Source organism: Sandarakinorhabdus limnophila DSM 17366 (assembly GCF_945882885.1).
Lineage (GTDB): Bacteria > Pseudomonadota > Alphaproteobacteria > Sphingomonadales > Sphingomonadaceae > Sandarakinorhabdus > Sandarakinorhabdus limnophila_A.
Genome location: NZ_CAMCWT010000004.1, coordinates 1 through 15,627 on the forward strand (window position 1 = coordinate 1; position 15,627 = coordinate 15,627).

Annotated in this window: 11 protein-coding genes and 1 tRNA gene; 5 read left to right on the top strand and 7 right to left on the bottom strand. The window is 65.3% G+C overall.

The genetic code is table 11. The annotated features are described in order from the left end of the window. Nucleotide 1 precedes the first annotated feature (1 nt). Nucleotides 2-78, bottom strand: a tRNA-Pro gene (locus Q7O19_RS01370). A 121-nt stretch (nt 79-199) separates the two neighbouring features. Here Q7O19_RS01370 and Q7O19_RS01375 point away from each other — a divergent pair. Beyond that, the gene (locus tag Q7O19_RS01375) at nt 200-1,528 is read left to right on the top strand and encodes an MFS transporter (protein WP_303808196.1); all 1,329 of its coding nucleotides are present in this window, start codon (nt 200-202) and stop codon (nt 1,526-1,528) included. On the opposite strand, the gene Q7O19_RS01380 is transcribed toward Q7O19_RS01375, so the two are convergent. Both Q7O19_RS01380 and Q7O19_RS01385 read right to left on the bottom strand, forming a co-directional pair. Beyond that, the gene (locus Q7O19_RS01380; protein WP_303808197.1) at nt 1,529-3,193 is read right to left on the bottom strand and encodes a DUF885 family protein; all 1,665 of its coding nucleotides are present in this window, start codon (nt 3,191-3,193) and stop codon (nt 1,529-1,531) included. It lies immediately after the preceding gene. A 23-nt stretch (nt 3,194-3,216) separates the two neighbouring features. Beyond that, nucleotides 3,217-6,168, bottom strand: coding sequence for a TonB-dependent siderophore receptor (locus Q7O19_RS01385; RefSeq protein WP_303808198.1), 2,952 nt, complete (start codon nt 6,166-6,168; stop codon nt 3,217-3,219). A 247-nt stretch (nt 6,169-6,415) separates the two neighbouring features. Here Q7O19_RS01385 and Q7O19_RS01390 point away from each other — a divergent pair, with 247 nt between their 5' ends. Both Q7O19_RS01390 and Q7O19_RS01395 read left to right on the top strand, forming a co-directional pair. Further along, entirely contained in the window at nt 6,416-7,297 is an 882-nt protein-coding gene (locus Q7O19_RS01390; RefSeq protein WP_303808199.1) for a class I SAM-dependent methyltransferase, read from the top strand. A 14-nt stretch (nt 7,298-7,311) separates the two neighbouring features. Continuing rightward, nucleotides 7,312-8,931: a DUF885 family protein gene (locus Q7O19_RS01395; RefSeq protein ID WP_303808200.1), complete on the top strand. Its 1,620-nt coding sequence runs from the start codon at nt 7,312-7,314 to the stop codon at nt 8,929-8,931. On the opposite strand, the gene Q7O19_RS01400 is transcribed toward Q7O19_RS01395, so the two are convergent. After that, on the bottom strand, nt 8,921-9,811 hold the full coding sequence (locus tag Q7O19_RS01400; protein ID WP_303808201.1) for a polysaccharide deacetylase: 891 nt from the start codon (nt 9,809-9,811) through the stop codon (nt 8,921-8,923). The genes Q7O19_RS01395 and Q7O19_RS01400 overlap by 11 nt on opposite strands. A 78-nt stretch (nt 9,812-9,889) precedes the next feature. Here Q7O19_RS01400 and Q7O19_RS01405 point away from each other — a divergent pair, with 78 nt between their 5' ends. Further along, entirely contained in the window at nt 9,890-11,521 is a 1,632-nt protein-coding gene (locus tag Q7O19_RS01405) for a DUF885 family protein (protein ID WP_303808202.1), read from the top strand. Nucleotides 11,522-11,524: 3 nt separating this feature from the next. On the opposite strand, the gene Q7O19_RS01410 is transcribed toward Q7O19_RS01405, so the two are convergent. Continuing rightward, complete coding sequence (locus tag Q7O19_RS01410; protein WP_303808204.1) at nt 11,525-12,637, bottom strand: NADH:flavin oxidoreductase/NADH oxidase; 1,113 nt, start codon at nt 12,635-12,637, stop codon at nt 11,525-11,527. Between the two features lie 2 nt (nt 12,638-12,639). Next, entirely contained in the window at nt 12,640-13,602 is a 963-nt protein-coding gene (locus Q7O19_RS01415) for a dihydrodipicolinate synthase family protein (protein ID WP_303808205.1), read from the bottom strand. Nucleotides 13,603-13,752: 150 nt separating this feature from the next. Between Q7O19_RS01415 and Q7O19_RS01420 the strand changes: the two genes are divergently transcribed. Continuing rightward, entirely contained in the window at nt 13,753-14,886 is a 1,134-nt protein-coding gene (locus Q7O19_RS01420; RefSeq protein WP_303808207.1) for an FAD-binding oxidoreductase, read from the top strand. On the opposite strand, the gene Q7O19_RS01425 is transcribed toward Q7O19_RS01420, so the two are convergent. Continuing rightward, entirely contained in the window at nt 14,883-15,620 is a 738-nt protein-coding gene (locus Q7O19_RS01425; protein WP_303808208.1) for an SDR family oxidoreductase, read from the bottom strand. The two genes, Q7O19_RS01420 and Q7O19_RS01425, sit on opposite strands and share 4 nt — an antisense overlap. Nucleotides 15,621-15,627: the final 7 nt, after the last annotated feature.

A 15,627-nucleotide genomic window follows, 5' to 3' on the forward strand; every position in this document is an offset into this window, starting at 1 on the left:
TTGGTCGGGGAGACAGGATTCGAACCTGCGACCCTCTGCTCCCAAAGCAGATGCGCTACCAGACTGCGCCACTCCCCGACTTGGCCTTGCCCTAGGTGAAGCCCTTGCAAAGCGCAAGGCTGACAGACGCGAGGACAAGAAAGGACGGCTGGCCGCGCCAGTGATTGCCCACGGGATGGGCCTCGGCTAGGCAAGGTAAATGCGATCTCCAGACACGGCGTTTTTTGGCCACCCGAAGGGCTTGGGTTTTCTGGCCTCTACCCAGGCGTGGGAGCGCTTTTCCTTCTATGGCATGCAGGCCCTGTTGCCGCTCTACCTGGTCGATCATCTGCTCAAACCTGAGGTGGCGGCCGGGGTGACGGGGCTGGACGGCCTGCGGGCCGGGGTGGAGTTTCTGACCGGCCCGCTGAGCACGACGGCGTTTGCTGCCCAGTTGTTCGGGCTTTACATCGGCCTGTTCAACATTGCGCCGCTGGCGCTGGGCTGGCTGGCCGATGGCGTATTCGGCCAACGGCGGCTGGTGCAGGCCGGATTGGTGTTCATGGCGGCCGGGCATCTCGCCATGGCCGTGGAAGCCCTGTTCCTGCCGGCGCTGCTGTTGCTGCTGCTGGGTGGTGGCTGCCTGAAGGGCAATCTCTATGCGCAGGTCGGCATGCTCTATGCCAGTGGTGATGGCCGGCGCACCCGGGCGTATGCCATCCATCTGATGGCGTTGAACGTCGGCTCCATCGTGGCGCCGCTGGTCTGCGGCACGTTGGGGGAGCGGGTGGGCTGGCACTGGGGCTTTGCCGCGGCCGGGATCGGCATGCTGCTCGGCCTTAGCATCTATGTCGCCGGCACGCGCCAATTGCCGCCCGACAGCATCCGGCGCCTGCGCGGCACAGCGGATGTGCCCCAAGGCGCAGACTCCGCTGCGATCGCCGCCATCGTCCTGATGCTGCTGCCCTTCACCATCGTCTATGCCGCGGCCATGCAGGCCTATAACCTGCTGCTGGTGTGGGCGCAGGACGTGATGGACCGCGACGTCGCCGGGTTCGAGGTGCCGGTGACCTGGCTGCTCACCTATGATGGCTTGATGACCATCGTCGGCATTTTCCTGGCGCTGCAGTTGTGGCAGCGGCTCGGCGCGCGAGAGCCGGATGCGATGATCAAGCTGGCGGTCGCGGGGCTGGTGGTGGCGGCGGCCTGGGTAATGCTGGCGCTCATCACAACTGCGTCGGCCGGCGGGCCGGTGTCGATGCTTTTGGTGCTCGCCTTCTTTGCGCTGCTCGATCTGTCCTATGGCTGGCTCGATCCGCCGGCCAACAGCTTTGTTTCGGTGCATGCCCCGGCGCGGCTGGCCAGCACCCTGATGAGCCTGAACATCGCAGCGTTCGGCGCGGCCAACATCGCGTCCGGTTGGCTGGGCCGGTTCGAGGAACCGCTGGGGCCAGCCGGCTTCTGGTGGCTGCTCGCCGCCGTGGGCGCCGGCGGCGGCGTGGTGGCCCTGGCGCTGCGGCCTTTGGTGAAGCGGCTTGCGCCGGGTTGATTACTGCGCCGGCAGCGGATCCCGCTGCCAGAAGTGCCGTACCTCATCGTCGAAACCGGTCATGTCATAGCGGATGACCGACATGGGCAGGCGCCCGGCCGCCATGAACTCGTCGTGGAACTGCTTGAGCACGAACTTTTCGCCCAGCTGATGGCGACGATCCGCGAGCAGCTTCTGCATCTCGATCATGCCGACGGTATAGCCCAGGCCATAGCCCGGCGGGCGGCGCAGATAGATTTCGGCGTCAACCCGGGCCACGTTCTTGTCGAGCCAGGGCGTCCATTTCTGCCAATCGGCCACCACTTCGGGAACGGTCTTCTGGTTCAATTGCAGCTCGATATCGCCGGCCACGCGCACGGCGCGGAAAATGCCGAAGATATCGATCAGCTCGCGAACCCGCGGCCGATCTTCCATGAAACCAAGGCGCTGGGCGGATTCTTCCAGATAGACGCCCCAGCCTTCGCCGCGCACGCCATCGCCAATGGCGCCGCGAATGGGCCGTTTGTCCCGCCGGGCCATCTGGCCATCAAAGGCATGGCCGGGCAGCGTCGCATGCAGCAGATCGGGCGTGGGATCGCGATATTGCACCTGTTCCCAGAAATTGGGGCCATCGGGGCGCACGATCCACGGCACGTTGATATAGAGATCGCCGATATCTTCGGGCACGGAGATGATCTCTTCGCGCGCAATCCACTCGCGGATCAGCTTCAGCGTGCGATCCTTGCGGCCGGCATAATCTTCGGCGGTCGTCGGCAGGTTCAGCGGCGCCGCCTTGCGGTTGCGATGCTCCTCCAGCGCGTGCACCGACCACAGCCGCTGGGTTTCGCGGGCGCCCAGCACCATCAACTGATCGGAGTTGTAAGGCAGCAGTTTGACGTTTTTCAGATACCAATCAAAGCGCGCCTTGCCGACACCGGCCTTGGCCGTCATCGCCGGACGGCCCGCCTTCAGCCAGGCCTGAAACTCGACGGCTGCGGCGCGTGCCTTGCGGATTTCGGGCAGCAATTCCGGCTGTTGCTTGGCGGCGCGCCCGGCCAGATCATCCAGCCAGCCCAGCACGCCGGGGGGCGGCACCGGCCGATACGGATGGCCATGGCCCACGCCATCGGCGGTATCGATATTGTGCAGGGCCAGATCGGCATAATCGCCGGGCACGTTCTTCAGATTGGTTTTGGCAACCGCCGCCAGTCGCGACACATTGGCAAGGCCCGTCGTCAGCTTGGCCAACGCTTCGCCCTTGGCCGGCAATTCGGCAAAGCCGACATCAAGCATTTCATCGACATAGAAACCGGGATCGCGTTCCCACGGTTTGGCTGCCTCGATCAGGAAATGATGTTCCAGCATCTTGGCGCGTGCCGCCAGCCACTCGGCGCGCTGGCCGCGATCCATGGCGGCCACGTTCATGTTCTCGATGCGCGTGAGGTAACCGGCCATGGCAGCGCGTTCGGCAGCCATGCCGGCGGCGGACCAGTCCGGCGTGCGCGCCTGCCAGCCGCCGCGCCAGGTGCGGAATTCGGCCCACACGCCGAGCAGATCCTGATAGCTGCCGCTGCCGCGTGCTGGCCCGGCATGGGCCATGCTGGCACTTTGTGCGGCCGCCGGCGCGATGGAGAGAGGCACGGCCAGCGCCGCCATGGCCACAGCCAGCAACAGTTTCGTGTTCATCTTGCCTCTCCCCTCGCGTCTGTTCAGAAGCGCGTGCCGATCCCAATGAAATATTGGCGACCGATCACGTCATACAACTGCGGGTTGGTGTTGGAATCGCCACCCGCGGCAAAGCCCATCACCGGCGGCTGGTTATCCAGCACGTTGTTGATGCCGCCAAAGATCGCGATATTCTTGGTAACCTCGAAGCGGGCCGAGATGTCCCAATAGGTTTCGGTGCGCAGCGTGCCGGATTCAGACGGCGGCGCTCCCGGCAGCAGATCAAGGCTGCCGACCATGCGGACCTGGTTGCGGACCGAGAGCGGCCCGCTCTTGTAATCGGCGCCGAAGAAGGCGCGGAAGCCAGGCGAGATGCGGGTTGAATCCGACGAGCAGGCGCCGCCGTAAAAGCCGGCGCAATCGATGGTGGGCAGGCCGGTGATCGGCACGGTGGTATTGGCGAACTGCCACGACAGATTGGCCGACAGGTCGAGCTTGCTGCTGTCCCCGATGTTGAAGAAGGCCGGCAGCGCCGTGGTGTAATTGGCGCCGACGTCGAGGCCGCGCACCCGCCGTTCGGCGACGTTGAGCAGCGGGGCCCGCACGAAGTTGATATTGCCCGAGAAGGTGTCGCGCACGATGGACTGGCACGGCACTGAGCTGCCCTCCAGCGTGGAGAAGCAGGTATCGATCAGCACCTGCGCCCCCACCTGGGCAATCGCGTCGCGCACCTTGATGTCATAATAATCGATGGTGAACGCCAGGCTGCGCAGCGGGCGGATGACGGCGCCCAGGGTGAGCGTATCGGCCTTTTCTTCCTGCAGATTGCGGTTGCCGCCGCTTTCGGTGCCAAAGCCCTGGCTGGCGCCCACGGTCAGCGTGTCGATGAACGCCGCCGGCACGCCTTGAGCCACGCAGAGTGTCTTTTGCGCGGCGCTGGGCCGGTTCACGGCGAGGCAGGGATCGCGGCCGCCGATGAAACCTTGGCCAGTCGGCGCGAAAAGTTCGGCAAGGTTCGGCGCGCGAATGGCGCGGCTGTAATTGCCGCGCAGGCGCAGCCAGTCGTTCACTTCCCAATCCACCGCACCGCGCCACGTGAAGACACCGCCGATGGTGTTGTAATCAGCATAACGGGCGGCACCTTCAAGGGCCAACATCTTGAAGAAGGGCTTGTCGGCCAGGATCGGCACCCGGACTTCGCCGAACACTTCAAACAGGTTGAACGAACCGGCGTTGCGGATCGGCGGCACCTGCACGGCGGCCAGATCGTTGGACAGCGCCACTTCGTCCGGGCGGATGGTGAAGCTGTCCCTGCGATATTCGACACCGAAGGCTGTGGCGACCATGCCAGCCGGCAGCTTGATCAGATCCCCGGCAAGGCTGCCGCCCGCCACTGTGCGCTTGAAGGTGCTGGCCGTGGTGGTGTCGACGCTAAGGAAATCGGCCATCTGCGGGGTGAGCGTATCGTTGCCGAAGATGTTGACCGGGATGCAGCCCGGGATGATCGCGTTGCGGCACGCGGCCGTGCCATTGGCGTTCACAACGACATCAAGACCGGCGGTCGTGCGCGAGCGCGACAGCAGATTCTGCCGCTCACTGTCTTCATCCACCTGTTGATACTGGAAGAAACTGTCCCAGCGCCACTGGTTGCCGCCTACATCGAACTTGCCGCGCAGGCCGGCAGTGGCGTTGAAGCTGTCGGTGGCGAAACGCACGGTGCGCGGGCCAAATTCTTCAAAGCGGCGGCCATAGCCGCGAACGGTGTAGGTGCCGTCACCATCTGAATCAAAGAAGCCGGCATTTGCCGCAAAGAAGGCGCGCTGCGCTGCGGTCAGCACCGGGTTGGTCAGCGCATTGGGGATCAGCACGGTACCGGCGGCCTGCCCTGACGAGGACGGGTTCACCGCTTCGGCCGCCTGCTGGAAGCTGTTTTCCTTTTTGGTGAAGAAGAACTGGCCATAGGCTTCGATGCCGCTGGTCAGTTCATAATTGGCCGTCACTGCGGCCTGATAGCGCTCCATCGGGCGCAACAGGAAATTGGGCGCGGCATAGTTGAACTGGTCACGCAGACGGCAGAACGGTACCGGCCGGCCGCCGGGCTGGGTGAAGCGGATACCGGCATTGCCCACGTTGCAGGCGCCCGACGCGTTGTTCAGATCAGGCACGCCATTGATCTGCGCCAACTGTGCCGCATTCAAGGCGATGGCGCCGCCGGGGATATTGCCCGAACCAAAGGGCTGGAACTTGCCGGCGGCATCGGCCAGTAGCGGTAGGCGGCTGAAATCGCGATCGCCCATCAGCACCTGGTCGCGCTTGGTGTAGCTGAAATAGGCGGTGATGTTGCCGCGATCATCCGGCGCGTTCACGCCCATCATCACGTCAAGCTTGTGGCTGCGGCCATCGCCGCGATCGGTTTCACCAAAGGTATATTGCGCCTGCACGCCTTCAAAACGCCGCTTGAGCGTGAAGTTGACCGCACCGGCAATCGCATCCGATCCATAAATGGCCGAAGCGCCGCCGGTGATCACTTCCACCTTTTCCAGCATCAGATCGGGAATGGTGGCCAGATCGGTGAGGCCGGAGAAATTGGCCGGGTTGAAGCGCCGCCCATCAACCAGCACCAGCGTGCGTTCCGGGCCCAAGCCACGAAGATCGGCGGTGAGCACGCCCGAGCCGCCGGACTGGTTGGAGCTGGAGGTGCTGTTCGGCTGCAGTTGCGGCAACTGGTTCAACGCGGTTTCCAGCGTGGGAACGGCCTGCGCAGTGAGGATATCGGCGCTGAGGGTGACGACGGGGCTGCTCGATTCAAGATCGCGGCGGGACAGGCGCGAACCGGTGACGATGATGGCCTGATCCTCGGCGGCGCCACTGGCGGTGGCCTGCTCCTGCGCGGCAACCGACGGGGCGACGACCAGGGCCGTCAGCGCTGTCGCCAGCCGCAGTTTCGTTGCAATCGAACGCAGTGCGCACAGCGAACCGGAATTTGCCCGAACCATGATCAATACTCCCTTGCTGTTGCAGCCTCCGGGTCGATAATTTTCAAGTTTATCAGAGACCTGAAGAATGCAGCGGTCACTCCATTGCCAATGGGGAAGGCCGCCTTTTCCCGCGCCCTCCCCTGTGTGACAGGCACATAACAGCGCGATCCGCGCGCCCTGTCAATCGTGAATGCGCGCCAAGCGCACGTTGGCACGCTATGCGAACAGATCTTGGCAGGTGTGGCGAATTTGCTATCGTGGCGCTGTGACACCGCCAGCCACCCCTCCTCCAGACCCCAATCCGCCAGACAGACGCGCCCTGCAGGATTGGCAGCGTTTCTGGCAGGATGCCGGCATCGATGGTTGCACGGCAACGCTGCCGCCGGCGGTGGCGGCCAGCATATCCGGCGGCTGGCAGGCCCTGCTGTCCTGCGTGCCGCCTGCCATGCGGCTGCTGGATGTTGCCTGCGGTCGCGGCGCCATCCTGGCACTGGCGCGGGCGCAGGGCTTCACCGAAGTCTGCGGCGTTGACCTGGTGGCAATTGACACCGCCGATCCGGCGATCACCGGCGGTGTTGATGCGGCGCATTTGCCGTTTGCCGATCAAAGCTTCGACATCGTGACGAGCCAGTTCGGCATCGAATATGCCGGCCTGGTTGCGGCCGGGCTGGAGGCTGCCCGGGTGGCGCGCCACCACCTGTGGCTGCTGCTGCATGCCGTCGAAGGCCCGATCGCCGCCCAGGCCCGCGAGCAACTGGAACAACTGGGCTGGCTGCGCGACGAGGAAGGCGCATTCGCGTTGATCCGCGCGCACGCCAGCGCCCCCGACGCGTCCGCCTCTGCCCGCCTGCAGACCCTGCGCGTCCGGCTGGTGGCACGGGCGGAAACCGCGGAGAACACCACGCTGCTCGAAGGCCTGTGGCATAATATCGGCGACATGCTGAACGGCGACGCCAGCCGGGCGGCGGGCATGGTCAGCGAGCTGGAAGCCTATGCAACCCGCCTGAGCACGATGGCCGCAGCGGCACCCACGGCCGACGAGACGCAGCAGCTGCGCGCCCGCCTGGAAGACCAGGGCTGGCAGGTGGAGATCCGAGGCGAAGGCCAGCAGCCGGTGGCGCGCTGGTTGTTGGCCACGCGCCGCTGAACAAGGAGACCGAGATGAACCGCTTCCCATACGCCGTGATCGCCAGCGCCATTGTGCTGGCTGCGCCCGCTCACGCCAGCGACTATGCCCAGCTGGCCGGCCTGCACAAGGAATGGCGGGCCTTTCAGGCCGGGCCGATGACCGAGGGCGTGCCGGATTTCACCGCCGCCGCCAACCAGAACCGGGCCGACGGCCTGAAGCAGTTCCAGGCCCGTCTGGCCGCGCTCGACATCGCCGGGTGGAGCATCGCGCAGAAGGTGGATTACAACCTCGTCCGCGCCGAGATGAACGGACTGGATTTTGATCTGCGGGTGGCAAAGCCCTGGCAGCGCGATCCGGCCTGGTATGTTTCGGTGTGGGACTCGCAGGCCGATACGCCGGCGCGTGAAGGCCCGGTGCATCCGCTACCGGTGGACCTGTGGACCTATCGCTTCCCGCTGGATGCCGCCCAGAGCGTGAAGCTGGCCGGCGAGCTGGCCCATATTCCCGGCCTGTTGAGCCAGGCGCTCGAGAACCTCACCGGCAATGCCCGTGATTTGTGGAAGGCCAGCCGGCGCAACATTCAGGGCCAGGTGACGAAGTTGACGGCGCTGGCTGCCAAGGTGCAGCCGGGGGACCGCAAGTTGCAGGCCGCCATCACTGCCGCCCGCAGTGCCACCATCGACTATCTGGCCTGGGTTGATGCCCAGGCGCCGACCAAGACCGGTCCATCGGGCGTGGGCAGGCAAGCCTACAGCTGGTTCCTGAAGAACGTGCAGATGTCGCCCAACAGCTGGGAAGATGAAGTCGCCATATTGCACCGCGAACTGGGCCGCGCCCATGCCGCGCTGCGGCTGGAGGAGCATCGCAACCGGGCGCTGCCGCCACTGGTGGGGGCGCAATCGGTGGCCGAATATGACGCCTTGCAGAAACGCAGTGTCGATGAGTTCGTGGCGTTTGTCGGCAACAAGGAGGTGCTGACCGTCGAGGATTACATGATCCCAGCCCTCATGGAGCAGGCCGGCACCTACAAGCCGCCGGAGCAACAGGATTTCTTCCAGATCGTGAAGACCCGTGCACCCAAGACGCTCTACACGCATTTCTATCACTGGTGGGATCTGGCCCGCGAGGCGAAGCGCCCCAATGCCTCCCCGATCCGGCGTGAACCCCTGCTCTACAATATCTGGCTGAGCCGCGCCGAAGGCCAGGCCACCGCCTTTGAAGAAGCCATGCTGCACGCCGGGCTGTTCGATGATGAACCGCGGGCGCGCGAAATCGTCTGGATCATGCAGGCCCAGCGCGCCGCGCGCGGCCTCGCCTCGCTCTATGCCCAGGCCAACATGATCGATCTGGATGCCGCCATGAAGATGCAGGTGGAACGCACGCCCAACGGCTACATGTCGCCCACGCTGCCGCTGCTGGCGGGGGAACAGCAAACCTATCTGCGCCTGCCCGGCTATGGCCCCAGCTACATCACCGGCAAGGCCATGGTGGACAAATTGTTCGCCGAACTGGCCGAGAAGCTTGGCAAGGATTTCCGGGTGAAGGACTTCTACGATGAATTCAACCGCTTCGGCATGATCCCGGTGCCGCTGATCCGCTGGGAATGGCTGGGCGCCGACGATGAAGCCAAGGCCATGGGCCTCAGGATGTAAGGCCAGCCTGTTGCGCCACCCACTGCGCGACCTGCGCGTGGGTGGCAAACCACACCTGGTTCTTGGCGCGCTCGATCAACGCCTCCAGCAGCCAGATGCGGCTGCGATAACCGATCACGAACGGGTGCATGACCAGCTGGAACAGGCCGCCTTCCGCGATGGCGGCATCCAGTTCGCGCGCGAAGATGGCAAACACCTCGTCGGGCGTTGCATAGGGCCGCGTCGCCGGATTGCGGTTGAACATCAGGTAGACCGCATCATCGCGCAGCCATTCGACCGGGATTTCCACCACGCCGCTGGGCTGCCCATCGAGCAGCAGTTCATAGGGCGCTTCATCGGCCATCAGCGAGCTGTCGTAGGTGAAGCCGAGATCGGCGACGATGCGGCAGGTGTGCGCTGACAGATCCCAATTGGCCGAGCGGAAGCCGACAGGCCGCTCCCCGATCAACGGCGTCAGCGTGTCGATGGAGCGCTGCACAAGCTCCCGCTCCGTAGCTTCATCGAGCAGGCTGTTGTTTTCGTGCAGCCAGCCATGCACGCCCACTTCATGCCCGGCCGCAACGATCCGCCTTGTCTCGTCGGGATCAAGGCGGGCGCACATGGCAGGCATGAAAAAACTGGCGGGCACATCATGGCGCCCCAGCACATCCAGGATGCGCGGCACGCCCACCCGCCGGCCATATTCCCCCCAGGCCAGCCGGCCGATGGCACGGCCGCCGCCGCCCAGTTCGAACGTTTCATGATCACAATCGAACGACAGCGCCACGGCTGCGCGGGCGCCGCCGGGCCAGTGCGGCGGTGACAGCGACCGCCCGGCGCGCACCCGGCCCAGAAGCGCGCGCACCTCGTCTTCCGCCATCATCCAGGGCTGTTCCGCCATCAAATCCCCCTGCTTCCGCTCTGGTACAAGATGTTCGCCTGTTATACGCTTGTTCGCAAAACAGCATAGGGGGATGACATGCGACACTGGATGGGCGCACTGGCGGTGGCGGCGATCGTGGCGGCGGCACCGGCGATGGCCGCCACCCACGCCGATCTCGTCCGCCTCTACGATGGCTTCCGCACGGCCGCCGAAATGCCGGTGAAGAACGGCGTACCGGATCATGGCGACGCCGCCATGGCAGTACGGGCCGCCACGGCAGACAAGATGGTGGCCGATCTGCTGGCCATCGACAGCAGCGCCTGGCCAGTGGCGGAACGCGCCGATCACCTGCTGGTGCTGTCGGAAGCGCGCAGCGTGCAATTCCAGCACAAGGTGCTGCGCCAATGGCAGCGCGATCCCAGCTGGTGGGCCACGCTCGACATCGGCTGGGGCCCGAAGATCAACACCGCCTTCGAACTGCCGGAACTGCCCTTGAAGTCGCCCGCCGACCGCACCGCGCTGGCCGCCCGGCTGGCCACGGTGCCGGCCACGCTGGCCGCCGCCCGCGCCAGCCTCACCGATCTGCGCCGCGATCTGCAGACGCTGGGCGTGGCGCATCACGCCATTGAAGAGCGGCTTTACGCCCGCATGGCGGCAGACCTCGCCAAGGCCGGCGAGCGCAGCCTGGCTCGGCAGGCCGACACCGCCGCCGCTGCCAGCCGCAATTTCGGCACCTGGCTGGCGGCCCAACCGGTGACCGCGCCATCGGGCATCGGGCAGCCGGCCTATGAATGGTATCTGCGCTATGTGCTGCTCTATCCGTTCAGCTTTGCCGACATGAAGGCGATCGGGGAACGGGAATGGGAACGCACCATGTCGTTCCTGAAGATGGAGGAGCATGAGCATCGGGAGACGCCGATGCTGCCCACCGTCACCGATCTCGCCGGTTTCGAGGCGCTGCGCCGCCAATCCGATGTCGAACTGCTCGCCTTCCTGAAGGACCGCCGCATCATGACGGTGCCGGAATGGCTGACTGTGCCGTCGCCCGAAGGACCATATGTGATGCCGATGAACCGTGATCCAGCGGCGCCGGGCCTGTTCACGCCGGAAGGGCGCAATTTCTTCCGTGAAGCCGAAGACCGCGATCCGCGCACGCTGCGCGCCCACAATCTGCCCGGCCATATCTTTGATTCCGCCTGGCGCCGCCGCGACACCCGCCCCATCCGCCGCGACGTCCGGCTGAACTTCACCGATTCACAGCGGTTTGAAGGCTGGGCCTTCTATCTGGAAGAGATGGTGGTGCAGGCCGGCTGGCTCGACGACAAGCCCAAGGCCCGCGAGATCCATTACATCCTGATGGCCAACCGCGCGGCGCGGTTGCTGCCGGAACTGAAGCTGCACGCCAATGAATGGGATTTCGATCAGGCGCTGACTTCGCTCACCACCCGCACGCCCTACTGGATGGAAAAGACCGACGACACCGCACTGTACGACATGGCGCTGTATCTGCGGCAGCCGGGGCTGGGGCTGAATTACTATTTCGGCAAGATCCGGCTGGAACAGCTGCTGGCCGAAGTGGCGTTGAAGGAAGGCCGCAGTTTCGACCTGATGCGCTTCCACGATCGCTTCATTGCCAGCGGCATCGTGCCGATCACGCTGACCCGCTGGGAGATGACCGGCAATGACGATCAGGTGCGCGGGATGTGGCAGGCGCCGCCGATCCCGTGAGGGCTAGCGCGCCGCCGGTTCGAACTTGCGGCGTTGCAGCCAGAAGCCCAGGCCTTGCGGCAGCGTGGCGTTCGGATCGGGATGGCCCAGTTCAATCGCGGCGCGGTAGACGAAATTGGCATCGGCCAGCAGCTGCCGGCCAACGGCGACCAGATCGGCCTGCCCATTCGCAATGATGGCGTTGGCCAGTGTCCCATCCATGATGAGGCCAACCGCCATGGCCTTGATGCCGGCTTCACGGCCGATCGTTTCGGCATAAGGCACCAGATAGCCGGGCGACGGCGGCCGCGACGCCACGCCGGACGGGCCAGAAACGCCGCCGGTGGAGCAATCGACGATATCGACGCCGGCTGCGTGCAACTGGCGGGCCAGCGCCACATTGTCGGCCACCTCTATCCCGCCGGGCACGCCATCAATGGACGACAGGCGGTAGAAGACGGGCATGGTTTCCGGCACGGCGGCACGGATGGCCTTTGCCACCTCGACGGCGAAGCGGAAGCGATGCTCGCCGCCCCAATCATCGTCCCGAGTGTTGCTGATCGGCGAGACGAAGCTGTTCACCAGATAGCCGTGGGCGCCGTGGATCTCGACAAAATCAAAGCCCGCCGCCACCGCGCGCCGCGCGGCATCGGCAAAGCCCTTGATGGTGCGGGCAATGCCATCGGCGTCCAGCGCCTGCGGGGTCTGCCAACCAGCACCAAAGGCGATGGCGCTGGGGGCGACGCTGGTCCAGGCGCGCGGATCGTCAACGGCCAGAGGCTGCGCACCTTCGAACGGCGTGGCGGCAGAGGCCTTGCGCCCGGCGTGGGCCAGCTGGATGCCAACCGGCGTGCCTTCCTCGTGATAGACAGCGGTGAGTTCAGCCAAGCCGGCAATATGATCATCAGACCAGATGCCAAGGCAGCCCGGCGTGATACGGCCTTCCCGCAGCACGGCCGTGGCTTCCAGCATGGCACCGCCCAGGCCGCCCAGCGCCAGCCGGCCGTGATGGCTGCGATGCCAGCGGCCAACAAAGCCATCCACCGCCCGATACTGGCACATGGGCGACAGCATCACGCGGTTGCGGAAGGTCAGCCCGCGAATGGTCAGCGGGGTAAAGAGCGGAATGTCGGCCATGATCAGGCCGCGTGCTTGCGGCTGTCGGCCGTGCGGCTGTCAATTTCCGCCACGGCCGCGTCAATCTCGTCGAACACCGTCAGGATCGCCTTCAGCTTGGTGCGGCCTTCATCGCCCAGGCTGGCAAACTTGGTCAGCGGTGCCCGCACGTCGCCCACCGGATAGCCGCGCGCGCCGGCCAGCGCCTTGGAATAGCATTGGTGGCCATAGGTGGGGTGGCCTTCGGCGATGATCTTGTCGAACTTGTGCACAAGCGCCTGGATGTGCGCCGCGTCGTTGATGCGGCCTTCAACCAGCAGATCCCACATCCGCCTCGTGGCATAGGGCAGATAATTGCCATAGGGGTTCACGTAACCAACGGCGCCGAGCAGGAAGCTTTCCACCGGGCGTTCGCCGGCAAACACGTTCATCACGCCGCCCGTGGCCTCCACGATGTCATATACCCGGGCCACGTCCATGCTCGCTTCCTTGATGTAGCGGACCTGATCGAATGCGGCCGTGAGCCGCGCCACCAGCGCTGCCGACATGTCGCGATTGGACGTGACCGGATTGTTGTAGAGCATGATCGGAATGGTGACGGCGTCGCAGATCGCCCGGTAATAGTCGAAAATCTCGTCATCCGTGGGGGTGTAATAATAAGGCGGGATGATCATCAGGCCATCGGCGCCCAGATCCTGCGCCTCGCGGCTGTAGCGCACCGCGTTGGGCGTGTAGGCGTTCATCGTGCCGACCATCACCTGATAACGGCCACCTGAATGGCGGACGGTCGCATCAACCAGCAGGCGGCGTTCTTCATCGCTGATGGTCAGGAACTCGCCGGTGGTGCCCAGCACGATGACGCCGGGCACGCCCGATTCCACCTGCCAATCCAGAAAGGCGTTCAGCCGGCCAATGTCGATGCTGCTGCCGTCATCGTTGAACGGTGTGACGGTAACGGTGTGGCTGCCCCGGAAATCTTTTGTCATCATTCTGCCCTTGATTCTTGCCCGCTTTTCTTGAAGGCCAAATGTCGCCCCTGTTGATAGCATCGAACTTATGCGATGTGCGAACAAATGTCAGCATAGCGCCCACATTTGCCTGAGCAAGTGGGGCCGTTCGCGTTGTGAGGAGTCGTTTTGCAGCCTGATGTGATTGTCATCGGCGGCGGGATCGCCGGCTGCGCCACTGCGCTGGAACTGGCGCGCGCCGGCATGGCGGTCACCATCGTGGAGGCCGGCCCGGTGGGGGCGCAGGCTTCCTCCGCCAATGCCGGCAGCCTGCACGCCCAAATCCCGCACGATCCGTTCCGCAATCTGGGCGAAGCCTGGGCCCTTAACTATCAACCGGCCATCCGCCTGCTGATCGCCTCGCTCGGCATCTGGAAGGGGCTGGAAGCCGATCTGGGCGCCGATCTCGAGATCGGCTTTGGCGGCGGCTTGCTGGTCGCCACCACCGAAGCCGAAATGGCCGAAATCGAAGTAAAGGCCGCCATCGAACGAGAAGCCGGCCTGGCGGTGGAGGTGATCGGCCGCAACGCCATTCGGGAGCGCGCACCCTATCTGGCCGAACAGGCCATTGGCGGGGCCTTTGCGCCGGCCGAAGGCAAGGCCAATCCGCTGTTGGTGGCACCAGCTTACGCACGGGCGGCGCGGGCGGCGGGCGTGGTGATCCACGCCAACACCGGCCCGGCCAGCGTGCGGCGGGATGGGGAAGCCTATGTCGTGGAAGCCGGAGCCACGCAGTGGCGCGCGCCGCGCATCGTGATCGCCGCCGGATCGCGCAGCGGCGAACTGGCGGCGCAGCTGGGCACGCCGCTGGCCATCGAGGCGGTGCCCATCCAGGTCAGCGTGACGGAACCGGCCGCGCCTTTGGTGTCGCACCTCGTCTATTGCGCCGGCCAGAAGCTCACCCTCAAGCAAAGCCGGCACGGCAGCCTGCTGATCGGCGGCGGTTGGGATGCGGCGCTCGACGATGAGGGCCGCCCGCAGGTCGATGCCGCCAATCTGGCCGCCAATCTGCGCGTGGCGCTCGCCATGGTGCCGGCCATCGGCGGCCTCAATATCGTGCGCAGTTGGGCGGCGTTCGTGAACGGCACCGATGATTGGCTGCCGATCATCGGGCCTCTGCCCGGCCACGCACATGCCCATGTCTGTTTTGTGCCGTGGGTCGGCTTTACCGGCAGCCCGGCGGCAGCGAGGCTCACCGCCGATCTCGTGCTGGGCCGGCCGCCGTCGTTTGACGTCCCGATGGCCCCGTTTGCGCCAGCCTAACCGATCAACCCACCATCGATGATGTGGGTCTGGCCGGTGGTGTAGCTGGCCTCATCCGAAGCGAGATAGACGGCCAGCGCCGCCACTTCCTCGGCCCGGCCCAGCCGGCCGGTCGGCTGGTTGGCGAGGAAACGCGCCCGCACCGCATCAGGATCGGTCTGGCCGGCAATCCGCCTGCCCAACGAGGGCGTTTCGATCGGGCCGGGGCAGATGGCGTTCACCCTGATGCCGCGGTCGGCAAAATCGGCGGCCACCGATTTGGTGAGGCCGATCACCGCCGCCTTGGTGACGCCATAGGCGCAGCGGTTGGGCCAGGCGCGGATGGAGGAGGCCACCGAGGCGATGTTGATGATATTGCCGCTGCCGCGCGCCAGCATCCCGGGCAGCGCGGCGCGGATGGTGCGCATCATCGACGTGACATTCAGATCCCAGGTGAAGTCCCAATCGGCGTCGCTGATTTCGAGGATATTGCCCTGGTGAACAAAGCCGGCACAGTTGAACAGCACATCGGGCGCGGCGCCGGCCAGCGCCGCCGTCACCGCCGCCGCGTCGCGCACGTCCAGCCGGGCAATGGTGATCGACGGCACTTCGGCCTTCAGCAAGGCCAGCGCGTCCATGTCGATATCGGTGGCCGTCACCACGGCACCTTCGCGGGCAAAGGCCAGCGCGGTGGCCCGCCCGATCCCGGCGCCGGCGGCGGTGATGAAGGCCTGCTTGCCTGCCAATCGGTCCATGATTGCT